Raw genomic sequence first — 12,379 nt, forward strand, 5'->3', positions numbered from 1 at the left:
AACGGAGTCAATGCATGTCTTTATCGGTCCGACACAGCAGCCGCTTGCTGGTAACAGGTTGTGCAATAGGTTTGGTGCTGTCTGCAGCAATCTGGCCTTTTTATCAGGTAGGTCAGCAGCAGTTGACCAGAGCTGAACAAGCACGGATCGACGCGCAGCCTGATGTTGGCCGCAGCGATTATCAGCCCCGGCTTGACCAGCTACAGCAAACAGCGGACTTCAGTACGCTGGCGTCAACGGAGATGGCAGGGCGTCGGCCCGGTCAGCAGGGTAGCCTCCTGGCCAGAGAGTTTCTGCAGCGTCGTTTCAGCGAATTGAGCTTAGTGCCGGCCGGCAGTGATGGATTCCAGCAAGCCTATCAGACCGACAGTAACGGCGCTGGAGTGAATTTTGTTGGAAAAATCAACGGTGTCGAAACGCAGTTAGCGACGATTGTCATCACGGCGCATTATGATCATTTAGGTGTTCACAAAGGCCGGATATATCCGGGGTCCGATGATAACGCCTCAGGGGTGGCAGCATTGCTGGCGCTGGCGACGTACTTTCAGACGCATCCACCGCGTCACACACTGATCTTTGCAGCTGTAGACCATGAAGAGCAGGGCATGCGTGGCAGTCAGCAATTATTTGACGGCAAGCTGTTAAAGCCCGAACAGTTGGCGCTGAATGTGAATCTGGATATGTTAAGCCGCGACACTCAGGCCCGGCTGTTTGCGGTTGGCACCTATCAGCATCCGGCGTTGCTCCCGCTGCTGCAGCCGCTGCAACAGGACAGTCTGGTCGCGTTAAAATTCGGTCACGACCGGCCATCCGCGCTGGTCGGACAGACACAGGATTGGAGCAGTGCCAGCGATCATGCGGTGTTTGCCCGTCACGGCGTGCCATTTGTCTATTTCGGCGTGCCGGATCATCCGGACTATCATCGGCCGACGGATACCTTTGAACGCGCTGATATCGATTTTTATCACAAAGTCAGCGAGACCATCCTGTCCGCATTGTTGCTGTTAGACAGTGCTGATTTGACGCCCTTGCGCAGCAAAGATTAAGCGTAATAAAACCAGTCGATGCACCGGTGTTACAGCTGGTGCAGCAACCAGGCCCATAGCGGCAGCGTAATAAAACTCAGTAATAAGCCAAAGCCAACGAGTGCCGCAACCAGCCGTGGCGCCAGACCAGCCATCATCGCAATAGCGCCGGCCGAGATCATCGGTGGCATCGCTGCTTCAAATACCGACACCTGCACGGCTTTGCCCGATAATCCCAGCAGCATGGCACCCGTCAGGACAATAAGCGGCATCAGCAGCAATTTGATGCCAAGACCGCTTAGCAGCGGCGACAAGCGCTCGCCCGCCAAAGAGAACTTCAACTGAAAGCCTACGGCAAACATAATCAGCGGCACCAGGGTGCCCGCTAGGTTATCCAGCGTCGTTTGTAGCAGTGGCGGATAGGTCCAGGACTTCATTAATAAACCAGTCAGCAACGCCAGAAAAGGCGGGAAGGTCAGAATACGCATCGCCATGGCGGCAGGTGCCACTTTTTGTGCGGGCTGACTGCTGCCATCCGGGCCAATCTGTGCGTTGCCATAGAGCGCGGCCAATATTGTTGACCAGGTGGCAAGCGCGACAAATGAGCCGATTTGGTCATAAATCATCGCATAAGGCAGCCAGTCGCCACCAAACAGCGCTTCTATCATCGGGAAACCTAGAAACGATGTATTACCAAGTGGCAACACTATCAGCAGTGCGACAATAATGTCGCGCGACCAGCGCAACAGCCGGCCAAGCACTAAGATCAGCGCACTGACCAGCAATAACAAAAGCCACGGCACTAACGCCGGGATCAACAAATCCCAGGAAAAATGCAATGAAGGGATTTTCTGCAGCACCAGCGCCGGCAACGCGATATACATGACAAAAGTATTCAGCACGACCGGTGTTTCGGTCGGGAATTTCGGCACCCGGCGCATGGCAAAGCCAAGGCTCAGGTAAATCAGGATCAGGATAAAATTGTCCAAGGTGCAACAAATCTCAGATAAGAAGACAACAGGCTCTGCAGGCAGATTACCGGTTTTGCTTTGTCTTGCCTATGCGACTTCGGTGGAAGCAATTGTCGTTGCGGTTACTGCAGCCACAGGCTCTGGATTGAGTTGTAGCCATTCGGGTTGCCAGCTGCCGCTAATTAGCCGTTCTTTATCGGTCTTCTTCAGTTGCTTCAGCTGATATTCCAGCACGCTGGCGTGGCTGCGGTTTTGCGCCGGAAAAAGCCAGACCAGCTGCAGCGGGCCTTTACCACGTAAGGCGCGGGACCCACCGGTCAGTTCACCCTGATGCTGACGCAGACGGCGCTGCGGATCGGTCGAAATTCCGGTATAGAGATTGCCAGCCGCGGTGCGCAGCACATAGAGCTGCCACTGGGTGTTCGGCAGCGGGTCTGTTTCTGCTATAATCGCGCTCTGCAATTGTGCTCCTGCATTCTGGTTGTTCGTTGAGGTGTTATGCAATTTACCGATTTGGCCTTAGCGCCGTCTATTTTAGCGGCCATCGCCGAGCAAGGCTATCAAACGCCCACGCCGATTCAGCAACAAACTATCCCATTGATTTTACAAGGTAAAGACGTGTTAGGTGGCGCCCAGACCGGCACCGGTAAAACCGCAGCTTTCACTTTACCGATTTTACAAAAGCTCAGTACCAGCACCACGCCGCTCGTGGCAAAACAGGTACGATGTCTGATCTTAACACCGACACGCGAACTGGCGCAGCAAGTAGCAGATAACGTCGCCGCATATGCGCGGCATCTGAGCCTGAAAACCGCGGTGTTTTATGGCGGGGTATCCGTCAATCCACAGCTGGAGCAGGCGGCTGGTGGTCTCGACATTCTGATCGCAACACCCGGGCGACTGCTGGACCATCTGCATCAGCAAAGCATCAGTCTGTATCAGCTGGAAGTGCTGGTACTGGATGAAGCCGACCGGATGCTCGATATGGGTTTTATCCACGATATCCGCCGCATCATGGCGAAACTGCCGGCCGAGCGTCAGACGCTGTTTTTCTCTGCTACTTTCTCACCGGAAATTAAAACGCTGGCGGATTCGTTGCTGAATAACCCGGTGCTGGTTGAAGTGGCTAAAGCCAACTCCACTGCTACAGGGGTTGAACAGCTGGCGTATCGGGTGGATTCACAGCGTAAACGTGAATTAATTTCCGAGGTCATCGGCAAAAAGAACTGGCAACAGGTGCTGATCTTCAGTCGCACTAAGTTTGGCGCCGACCGGTTAAGTAAGCAGTTGCAGCTCGATGGCATTGATGCCCAGGCGATCCATGGCGACAAGAGCCAGGGCCATCGCAGCAAAGTGTTACAGGATTTTAAAGAAGGCAAAGTCCGGGTGTTGGTCGCGACTGACATCGCTGCGCGTGGTCTTGATATTGAAGAGCTGCCGATAGTGGTCAATTTTGATTTACCGCATCAGGCCGAAGACTATGTACATCGTATCGGGCGTACCGGCCGCGCCGGCAATATAGGCCTTGCCGTGACGCTGGTGACCCCGGACGATTTACCGATGCTCAAAGAGATTGAGGTCTTGACCAAGCAGGTGATCGCGCAACAGGTATTTCCCGGTTACGAGCACGACCCTCGCTTTAATCATTCCAGCAAAGGCACGCACAAATCTGCCGAGGAACAGGAAGAGATCCAGCTGAAGAAAAAACAGTCCAATAACCGTAAACTGTCGCAGGAAAAAGCGCGTTTACGCGCAGAACTGACCGGAAAAAAACGCCCGCGTTAAGCGCAATGCTCTTCACTTAAGTGGAGCCGCATTGCGGTTTACCGGATAACGGGTTTTGGATATCTTCACCGCCCTGGGCCTTGCTGGCCTGGGGCGTTTTTCTATAAACAGATTGCCGATACAACCGCGCAGCTCTGACAGTCTTCTTGCCGTGTGCGATGGTGAGATAGCGCCTGCCATCATCGCCAGTTTGTTGGCTATAAACTGACAGGCAAACTTAAAGCTGACTTCATCAGGGGCTCGTTTGTGCGCGACTGCTGCCTGACTGGCTTCTCTTCGGACCAGATTGTATCCCAGCAAGAGNCTTCTGAGATAGGTTCATTGCGAAAAAAAGCCATACCGACCACCAGCCACAACACCATATCAGCGGGCAATCGCCTGCGGCGGATAGTGACCTTGTCGGATAAGGCCGCGGCGATACGGACCCATTCATCTGGAATATGGTTGGCAAATACTTCCATCCGGGCGACGGGCTCCCCGGACATCTCAATGACTTCGGTTAAATCCTGAATTAACGGCATAAAAAAATCCGGAACCTATGACGGGTTCCGGATTTTCCTACACTGCCAGGATCGGTCAAGTACTCTTAACTGATCTGCATTGCGCGTTAAGCGGGCTTTTGCTATTTCACGGACTAATCATCGTGTGGCTGCAGCGGCGTCGGCAGCGTCAGCTGATAAAACGCCAGGTTCAGCCAGCGCCCAAATTTAAAGCCTGCTTGGCTGATAGTGCCACTGTGAACAAAACCAAGTTTCTGATGCAGCGCGATACTGGCGCTGTTTTCCGCATCAATACCACCGATCAATAAGTGATAACCCTGCGTTTGGCCCGCTTCAATCAGCAATTGCAGCATCTGCTTACCGAGGCCTTTGCCCTGGTGATCCGGATGCACATACACCGAATGTTCAACTGAATACTTAAACGCCGGAAAGGCACGGAAAGTGCCATAACTACCAAAAGCCAGCAGCGTGCCGTCGTCGGCTTTGATTCCGATGACGGGAAAGTTACCGGCGCTTTTATTGGCAAACCACTGCTGCATCGTCGTCATGGTGCGGGGTTTGTATTCATACAGTGCCGTGGTGTGCAAAATGGCGTGGTTGAAGATCTCGAGGATCTGCGCCGCTTCGGACTCAAACTGACACTGAATAATCTGCATGCAGCACTCGCTTTATCTGCGCCTCAGGCGCGATATAAGGTTTTAATCAGATGAAAGCCAAACTGGGTTTTCACCGGGCCGTGAACTTCCAGTACAGGCTTTTTAAACACAACTTCGTCAAAGGCTTTGACCATCTGACCCGGTCTGAACTCACCGAGATCTCCGCCTTTTTTACCGGAAGGACATAATGAATGTTTCTTCGCAAGGTCCTGAAAATTGGCGCCTTTGGCCAGTTGTTTTTTCAGTTGTTCCGCTTCTTCCTGGGTCTTGACCAGGATATGACATGCACAGGCTTTGGCCATACTGAGTACTCCTACGACTTAAAATGAGCAGCTCTGCCTTCCTGGGCGGACCTTTTGCAATGGGCGCATAGTTTAATCGAAAACGGAACTAAAAAAAATATGCAGCGCGGACCAGTTTAATTGTGTTTTTTTTGTGCAGTCTTGGTTATGGTGGAAGCAGTTGCTGACATTATTGTTTAAGCATCTGTTTTATAAAAATAAAAAAGGGGAATACTGATGTGGAAATGGGTTGGACGTTTATTGTTGTTGGCGCTTCTGGCGCTGGCGGCATTTGTGGTGAATGCCATTTGGTTTAAACCGGTTTCAAGCCGGGTGTTTTATGAGCGGGTTTTCCTCGAATTTGGTCTGCAAAGCCCGGAATTGTTGAGTCAGTTACGCTTACTCGAGGGGGTAGGTATTCGTGGTCATAATGCTGAGCTGGACGATCGCTCACAGGCCAGTGGCGATAAACAGTTTGCCAAACTGAAAGCCGATCTGGCGACTTTGCGTCAATATGACCGTAACAGCATGACCGAAGCCGAAAAACTGAACTACGACATGCTGGAGTGGTTTATGGCGCATCAGGCCGAAGGCGAGAAGTGGCGTTATCACGATTACCCGGTCAATCAGCTATTTGGTGTGCAGAGTATGCTGCCGCGCTTTATGGTCAATACGCACCAGCTCAAAGACAAAACGGACGCAGAGCAATATATCAGCCGGTTGCAGCAGTTTGACCGGGTTTTTGGCCAGGTGGTGGAAGATTTAAATATCCGCGCCGCCAAAGGCGTGGTGCCACCGCGTTTTGTGCTGGAGAAAGTACTGAATGAAGTACAGGGGTTCACCTCCGGTGCTGTTGATCAGCAACTGCTGTATACCCACTTCAGCACTGCCATCACAAAAATTGACGGTCTGACTGAAGCTGACCGCACTCAACTGACCACCCAGGTCAAAGCGGCCATTGAACAATCAGTGTTGCCTGGCTATCAGAAACTGACCGGCTATCTGACAGATACAGTCGCCAGCGCGACCACCGATGACGGCGTCTGGAAGCTACCGGAGGGTGACCAGTATTATGCTTATGCACTGAAACAACACACCACGACAGACATGACACCGGAACAAATCCACTTGCTGGGTCTTGCTGAGGTGGCGCGTATCCAGCAGGAAATGTTGGCGATCCTGCAGGCGCAAGGCATCACTGGCGATAATGTTGCGCAGATGATGACAGCCTTAGGCGATGATCCGCGGTTTTTGTATCCGGATAGCAATGAAGGCCGCCAGCAAATTCTGGCTGATTACAAAACCATTCTGGCTGATATTGAGACCCGGTTAGTACCGGCGTTTAATATCAGACCGAAAGCCCCTATGGACGTGCAACGCGTCCCTGAATTTGCTGAGAAAACCTCGCCCGGAGCTTATTACAATGGGCCTGCGATGGACGGCTCACGGCCAGGTGTATTTTTTGCCAATCTGTACGATATCCGCGCGACGCCTAAATTTGGCATGAAAACACTGGCAGTGCACGAAGGTATTCCAGGCCATCATTTCCAGATTGCGATCCAACAGGAACTGAAAGGCTTACCAACCTTCCGCAATATTCTGCCATTTACCGTCTATGCCGAAGGCTGGGCGCTGTACACCGAACGGCTGATGGCTGAGCTGGGTCTCTATAAAGATGATCCTTTTGGTGATTTAGGCCGGCTGCAGGCTGAGCTGTTCCGCGCCATCCGGCTGGTGGTTGATACCGGTATTCATCACAAACGCTGGACCCGGGAACAGGCCATTGCTTATATGTCCGGTAATGCCGGTATGGCGAAATCGGATGTGGAAGCTGAAATTGAGCGTTATATCGTGATGCCGGGCCAAGCCTGCGCTTATAAAGTCGGCATGATGAAATTACTGGAACTACGCAACAAAGCACAGCAGGAACTGGGTGATAAGTTTAAGCTGACCGATTTCCATGACGTGGTGCTGCAAAATGGCTCGATGCCACTGACGATCCTGGAACGGGTGGTTGACCAGTATATCGCAGCGAAAAAAGCGGCCTAGTCAGGTATTAGACCATTCGATAACAAAAAGGCGCCTGATGGCGCCTTTTTCACATTGTAACTTTCGTTACGCAGGTTGTTGTTGAGTAATACAATGCACGTTGCCACCACCTAACAGAATTTCACGGCCAGGCACAGTCACCACCTGATGCTGCGGAAACACCTTGGCGAGGATATCTGCGGCAACGTTATCCATCGGATCGTCAAAGGTTGGTAGGATCAAACCGCCGTTACACAGATAAAAGTTGATATAAGAGCCAGCCAGGCGGGCTTCGGCTTCGCGCGGTACCGCAGCACCTGTTAAGTCGACACTGTCATATTCTTCGGCATTGGCCAGTAACGGGCCCGGTACCGGCAGTTTATGCACGATAAAAGGCCGGCCTTTGGCGTCTGTGCTGTTTTCCAGCACTGTGAGCGCCGCGCGCGAGCGGGTGTATTGCGGGTCGGATTCGTCATCGGTCCAGGCCAGCAGTACTTCGCCCGGACGGACAAAACAGCACATATTATCGACATGACCATCGGTCTCGTCGTTAAAAATGCCTTCTTCCAGCCAAATCACTTTATCAATACCGAGGTAGTCACTGAGTTGTTGTTCAATTTGCGCTTTTGTCAAATCCGGGTTGCGGTTTGGATTGAGCAAACATTCGGCGGTGGTCAATAAAGTGCCTTCACCGTCGGAGTGAATGGCGCCGCCTTCCAGCACAAAACCTTCAGTGCGATAGCGCGGCAGCCCTTCGATATTCAGCACTTTTTGCGCGACCTGGTCGTCCAGATCCCACGGGAAATACAGGCCGCCATTGAGGCCGCCCCAGGCGTTAAAGGTCCAATCGATGCCCCGCACTTCTTTGCCGTTGGTGACAAAAGTTGGGCCGGTGTCACGGCACCAGGCGTCGTTATTGGACACTTCCACGACACGGATCGGATGCACGGTTTCCTGCAGGCTCAACTGTGCCTGCGCATTGGCAAACTGACGGGCTGACGCCATCACTGTCACTGGTTCAAACCGGGCAATAGCACGGATCACTGCCACAAAAGCTTGTTGTGCCGGTTTCGCGCCTAAACGCCAGTTATCGGTCCGCTCTGGCCACACCAGCCAGGTTTGTTTGTGGCGGGCCCATTCGGCGGGCATATAAAAGCCATCAGCGCGGGGCGTGCTTTGTAAGGTGCGATCTGAAATAAATCCGCTCACGTCAGGTTCCTTGTTCAAGGTTCAACATACTGCTGAAAAGTCGTCAGGCCAGAATAATCCGGCCTGAAGTTCGTCTGTCACTGATTTCCTGCGGTGGTGCCGCAGCGCACTTAGTTGCTGTTTTTAGGCACTGTTTTGCCGTCTTTGGTCAGCAAGGTCTCAAACAGGTCGATGCGGCGGTCACGGTAGACGCCCCAGCTACGGCGGATATGCGCCAGCTCGTCGAGGTCAAAACTATGCACCAGCACCGCTTCGCTGACTTCATCGGCTTCCTGCACTTTGGCACCAAACTGGTCAGCAATAAATGAGCTGCCATAGAAAGTGATAGAGAAATCCTGTTCAGATTCAGTACCGATGCGGTTCGATGCAATCAGCGGCACCAGATTGGCAGCCGCGTGACCTTGTTGCGTGCGTTGCCAGTGGTCGCGCGAAGAAATAGTCGGGTCATGCGGCTCGCTGCCAATGGCTGTTGGGTAGAACAGCAGTTCTGCGCCCATCAGTGCCATAGTGCGGGCACATTCCGGGAACCACTGATCCCAGCAAATACCGATACCGATTTTGGCGTAGGCGGTGTCCCAGACTTTAAAACCGGAATCACCTGGCGTGAAATAGTATTTTTCGCTGTAACCCGGGCCGTCCGGGATGTGGCTCTTGCGATAAGTACCAAGATAAGTGCCGTCGGCATCAATCACTGCCACGCTGTTGTACAGGCAGTTACCGGCGCGTTCATAAAAGCTGATTGGCAGAACCACCTTCAGCTCTTTAGCGATTTTAGTGAAATGCGCGACCGCCTGATTGTTTTCCAGCGGTGTAGCGAATTCCAAATATTCTGGTTTTTGTTTCTGGCAGAAGTAGTTACGTTCAAACAGTTCCTGCAGCAGGATAATTTGGGCACCTTTTGCCGCAGCATCACGCACCAGTTTTTCACCGCGGGCGATATTTTCTTCCACATTCCAGCCACCGATCATCTGAGTGGCAGCAACAGTTACCTTACGCATGCAAAGCATCTCCTGGCAAAAGAACAAAATGGACACATTACTTTAGCCACTTATCGTCACCGCAGCAAAGACTGACGGGCAGTAATGGACGGGCACATAATGCAGTTTGGCCGCGCAAAATGCCGGATTTTTCCCCGCGGGTCAATGAAATTCTGCTGATTTTTCCGTACCTTGCCTGAGATGAATTATCCGCGAATTTCTATTCGGCATTCGCGGATATTCATTAGGTTTTTATGCGATTTTGGCAGGCTTATTGATTGGCCAGTTCAGCGGCCAACAGCAACAACCGTGGTTGCAGGCGGGTTTTGTAATTGATATGCACATAACTGAACTGAATTTCGCCGCTTTTACTGACAATAAAAACGGCCGGCGCCGGTAGCACAGCCTGACCGGTACTGTCATAGGTCAGCTGTATGCCATAAGTACCTTTATAGGTTTTCTCTGTCGCTGCATCCATGTAATACGCCACACCAAAGCCCTGCAGAGCATTGAGGTGAGAATCGGACAACAGCTGGTAATTCAATGCTGCGTCTTTGGTCATTTGTTCCGACTTAGCACTGGCTGCCGGTAATTCAGGGCTGACTGCCAAAATGCGGTAACCCAGCTTTTGTAGTTGCGGGGAAATATCACGAAGGCCGGCCAGTTGCGTGTTGCAATAGGGGCACCAACCACCGCGATAGAACACCAGAATGGTTTTTTGCTGGCTTATCAAAGCCGACAAATCGACAGTGGCACCTGTACTATCCTGCACCTGTAATCCGGCAGGTACTGACTGACCGTTTAATAGAGGTCGGATTAACTCAGGTTTTAAGGCAATCTCTGCCGCACCGGCAAAAAAAGTACAAAGCAACAGCGGGATGGACAATAACATCTGTTGGTAACGGGTCATAGCTTGGGCCTGTGGTTAATTAAAGTCATTGGCATGAACAGACCCGCAGTCTGCCTGTTTTTGTTCATCCAACGAAAAAAATTGTCATTTTGTGATTTACCGCAGCTTTCAGGTGCTGAAGCTGCGTAAAATACCGGCTCAGGATAAGTGTTTGATGGTCATCATGAATAAGGCAGGTCAGCGTGTTTGATATTGCAATTGTCGGTGGCGGCATGGTTGGCGCGGCTTTGGCTGTGGCAACAGCGCGAGCGGGTATGAAAGTTGCGTTACTGGAGCGGCAAATGCCAGTCACGATCAGCGAACACAGTGACGTGGACTTGCGGGTCAGTGCAATTAACCGACGCAGTGAACAATGGCTCAAAGACCTCGGCGCCTGGCCGCGCCTATTAAGCAGCCGGCTGGCTCCTTACGCAACATTACGTGCTTTTGAAGGGGATGCGGCACCGCTGGATTTTACTGCCGCCGAATTGGGTGAAGATCACCTCGGTCACATCATCGAGAATTTACATATTCAGCAGGCGTTATGGCAACATTTACCGGACACCGTCGAACTGTTTTGCCCGGTTCAGCTGCTGGGGTATCAGCAATTTAACGACTATGCCAGTCTGCAGACCGATCAGGGTGAGATTAAAGCTCGTCTGTTGATTGCTGCCGACGGGGCACAGTCGCAACTGAAGCAACTGGCGGGGATTGGCTCACTGGGCTGGCAGTACAGCCAAGCCTGTTTGTTGGTGCACGTCCGCACCAGCTACGATGCATTGCCGATGACCTGGCAGCAGTTTACGCCACAAGGGCCACGGGCTTATTTGCCACTGCCGGGCCGCGAGGCATCATTGGTGTGGTATGACGACCATCTGCGCATACAGCAACTTGCAGCGCTGCCGCCACAACAGCTGGAACAACAAATCAGACAGCATTTCCCGGCGGTACTTGGTGAATTTAGTGTGATCAAACAAGGTTATTTCCCGCTGACCCGAAGTCACGCCAATCAATATGTCAAAGGGCGTCTGGTATTGGCCGGTGATGCAGCGCATACCATCAATCCACTGGCAGGGCAGGGTGTCAATCTTGGTTTTGCCGACGCGCAGTGTCTGGCCGCATTACTGATTAAACAGTTCGCTGCCGGTGCTGATTTGGCTGCCCCTGCGTTGTTAGCCCAATACGAGAGTGAAAGGCGTAAGGCGAATTTATTGATGATGTCCGCGATGGATGTGTTTTATCAGGTGTTCAGCAGCAAACTGACACCGTTGGTACAGCTGCGCCGGCTCGGGTTACAGATGGCCGCAAAAGCAGGGCCGCTAAAAACTTATGTGGGTAAATATGCAGCGGGATTAGTGTGACGCAGTGAAACCAATGCTTGTCGAAACAAAAAGGCTGCAAATCTGCAGCTTTTTTATTTGGTTATAAAAAAGAAAACCCAGCCGAAGCTGGGTTATCAAAGAATGGCAGGGGTACAGGGATTCGAACCCCAGAATGGCGGGATCAAAACCCGCTGCCTTACCGCTTGGCTATACCCCTGCAGAAACACATGTGGCTGTAACGTATGAACTGATGACCATACTGCCACTAAAATTAATGGCAGGGGTACAGGGATTCGAACCCCAGAATGGCGGGATCAAAACCCGCTGCCTTACCGCTTGGCTATACCCCTGCAGAAACTGCAGAATTCTTACTTGCTTTGGTGCGGAAAGAGAGACTCGAACTCTCACGCCTCGCGGCGCTGGAACCTAAATCCAGTGCGTCTACCAATTTCGCCATTTCCGCAATTTACGGCGAACAACGCAGAGAAAGTGGTGGCTACAGCGGGAATCGAACCTGCGACCCCAGCATTATGAGTGCTGTGCTCTAACCAGCTGAGCTATGTAGCCACTGCGTCTTAGTTGTCCTAAGCAAGTGGCGCGTATTATGCTCATCCATGTTTTTTGCGTCAACCGTTTTTTTGCCACAAATCCATGCATTTGAATCGTTTGCTGAATTTATGTTCGCCTTGCTGCAGTTCGCAGCAATTTCTGGCGAAATCATCGCCGCTAAGACCGA

Annotated in this window: 11 protein-coding genes, 4 tRNA genes and 1 pseudogene; 4 read left to right on the forward strand and 12 right to left on the reverse strand. The window is 52.1% G+C overall.

What is annotated here, in order from left to right; translation table 11 throughout:
- The first annotated feature begins 14 nt into the window (after nucleotides 1–14).
- Complete coding sequence (locus tag ATY27_RS10035; RefSeq protein WP_208930540.1) at nucleotides 15–1,046, forward strand: M20/M25/M40 family metallo-hydrolase; 1,032 nt, start codon at nucleotides 15–17, stop codon at nucleotides 1,044–1,046.
- A gap of 29 nt (nucleotides 1,047–1,075) precedes the next feature.
- On the opposite strand, the gene ATY27_RS10040 is transcribed toward ATY27_RS10035, so the two are convergent.
- Together ATY27_RS10040 and ATY27_RS10045 are read right to left on the reverse strand one after the other, a co-directional pair.
- Nucleotides 1,076–2,014 carry an AEC family transporter gene (locus ATY27_RS10040; protein WP_208930541.1) on the reverse strand — a complete coding sequence of 313 codons (939 nt, stop codon included), beginning with the start codon at nucleotides 2,012–2,014 and terminating at the stop codon, nucleotides 1,076–1,078.
- Between the two features lie 69 nt (nucleotides 2,015–2,083).
- Nucleotides 2,084–2,458 (reverse strand): GIY-YIG nuclease family protein, encoded by a 375-nt coding sequence (locus tag ATY27_RS10045; protein ID WP_244151258.1) that lies wholly within the window; start codon nucleotides 2,456–2,458, stop codon nucleotides 2,084–2,086.
- Between the two features lie 36 nt (nucleotides 2,459–2,494).
- On the opposite strand from ATY27_RS10045, the gene ATY27_RS10050 reads away from it, so the two are divergent.
- Entirely contained in the window at nucleotides 2,495–3,781 is a 1,287-nt protein-coding gene (locus ATY27_RS10050) for a DEAD/DEAH box helicase (protein ID WP_208930542.1), read from the forward strand.
- A gap of 12 nt (nucleotides 3,782–3,793) precedes the next feature.
- On the opposite strand, the pseudogene ATY27_RS19845 reads toward ATY27_RS10050, so the two are convergent.
- The 3 genes and pseudogenes from ATY27_RS19845 to ppiC all read right to left on the reverse strand — a co-directional run.
- A pseudogene (locus ATY27_RS19845) lies at nucleotides 3,794–4,353 on the reverse strand (transposase domain-containing protein); the annotation flags it as partial.
- Nucleotides 4,354–4,415: 62 nt separating this feature from the next.
- Nucleotides 4,416–4,937, reverse strand: coding sequence for a GNAT family N-acetyltransferase (locus tag ATY27_RS10065; RefSeq protein WP_208930544.1), 522 nt, complete (start codon nucleotides 4,935–4,937; stop codon nucleotides 4,416–4,418).
- Between the two features lie 23 nt (nucleotides 4,938–4,960).
- A complete protein-coding gene (gene ppiC / locus ATY27_RS10070) occupies nucleotides 4,961–5,239 on the reverse strand; it encodes a peptidylprolyl isomerase PpiC (protein ID WP_031568523.1) in 279 nt (92 codons plus the stop codon).
- A gap of 216 nt (nucleotides 5,240–5,455) precedes the next feature.
- On the opposite strand from ppiC, the gene ATY27_RS10075 reads away from it, so the two are divergent.
- Nucleotides 5,456–7,267, forward strand: coding sequence for a DUF885 domain-containing protein (locus tag ATY27_RS10075; protein WP_208930545.1), 1,812 nt, complete (start codon nucleotides 5,456–5,458; stop codon nucleotides 7,265–7,267).
- A gap of 66 nt (nucleotides 7,268–7,333) precedes the next feature.
- On the opposite strand, the gene aguA is transcribed toward ATY27_RS10075, so the two are convergent.
- The 3 genes from aguA to ATY27_RS10090 all read right to left on the reverse strand — a co-directional run bounded on the left by aguA (nucleotide 7,334) and on the right by ATY27_RS10090 (nucleotide 10,342).
- Entirely contained in the window at nucleotides 7,334–8,455 is a 1,122-nt protein-coding gene (gene aguA, locus ATY27_RS10080) for an agmatine deiminase (protein WP_244151259.1), read from the reverse strand.
- Nucleotides 8,456–8,565: 110 nt separating this feature from the next.
- On the reverse strand, nucleotides 8,566–9,453 hold the full coding sequence (aguB, locus tag ATY27_RS10085) for an N-carbamoylputrescine amidase (protein ID WP_208930546.1): 888 nt from the start codon (nucleotides 9,451–9,453) through the stop codon (nucleotides 8,566–8,568).
- 250 nt (nucleotides 9,454–9,703) lie between these two features.
- Nucleotides 9,704–10,342 (reverse strand): peroxiredoxin-like family protein, encoded by a 639-nt coding sequence (locus ATY27_RS10090; protein ID WP_244151260.1) that lies wholly within the window; start codon nucleotides 10,340–10,342, stop codon nucleotides 9,704–9,706.
- A gap of 182 nt (nucleotides 10,343–10,524) precedes the next feature.
- Here ATY27_RS10090 and ATY27_RS10095 point away from each other — a divergent pair, with 182 nt between their 5' ends.
- Entirely contained in the window at nucleotides 10,525–11,682 is a 1,158-nt protein-coding gene (locus tag ATY27_RS10095) for an FAD-dependent oxidoreductase (protein ID WP_208930547.1), read from the forward strand.
- A 103-nt stretch (nucleotides 11,683–11,785) separates the two neighbouring features.
- Here the strand turns inward: ATY27_RS10095 and ATY27_RS10100 are convergent.
- The 4 genes from ATY27_RS10100 to ATY27_RS10115 all read right to left on the reverse strand — a co-directional run bounded on the left by ATY27_RS10100 (nucleotide 11,786) and on the right by ATY27_RS10115 (nucleotide 12,210).
- Nucleotides 11,786–11,860 (reverse strand) — tRNA-Gln (locus ATY27_RS10100).
- A 58-nt stretch (nucleotides 11,861–11,918) separates the two neighbouring features.
- Nucleotides 11,919–11,993: transfer RNA gene (locus ATY27_RS10105), tRNA-Gln, on the reverse strand.
- Nucleotides 11,994–12,021: 28 nt separating this feature from the next.
- Nucleotides 12,022–12,106, reverse strand: a tRNA-Leu gene (locus tag ATY27_RS10110).
- Between the two features lie 27 nt (nucleotides 12,107–12,133).
- Nucleotides 12,134–12,210: transfer RNA gene (locus ATY27_RS10115), tRNA-Met, on the reverse strand.
- Between the last annotated feature and the right edge of the window lie 169 nt (nucleotides 12,211–12,379).

The organism is Rheinheimera sp. F8 (genome assembly GCF_001518915.1).

Bases quoted from the DNA above. Each gene is read 5' to 3' on its own strand.
- ATY27_RS10035 (WP_208930540.1), top strand. From the start codon at position 15: ATGTCTTTATCGGTCCGACACAGCAGCCGCTTGCTGGTAACAGGTTGT.
- ATY27_RS10050 (WP_208930542.1), top strand. From the start codon at position 2,495: ATGCAATTTACCGATTTGGCCTTAGCGCCGTCTATTTTAGCGGCCATC.
- ATY27_RS10065 (WP_208930544.1), bottom strand. From the start codon at position 4,937: ATGCAGATTATTCAGTGTCAGTTTGAGTCCGAAGCGGCGCAGATCCTC.
- ppiC (WP_031568523.1), bottom strand. From the start codon at position 5,239: ATGGCCAAAGCCTGTGCATGTCATATCCTGGTCAAGACCCAGGAAGAA.
- ATY27_RS10075 (WP_208930545.1), top strand. From the start codon at position 5,456: ATGTGGAAATGGGTTGGACGTTTATTGTTGTTGGCGCTTCTGGCGCTG.
- aguB (WP_208930546.1), bottom strand. From the start codon at position 9,453: ATGCGTAAGGTAACTGTTGCTGCCACTCAGATGATCGGTGGCTGGAAT.
- ATY27_RS10090 (WP_244151260.1), bottom strand. From the start codon at position 10,342: ATGACCCGTTACCAACAGATGTTATTGTCCATCCCGCTGTTGCTTTGT.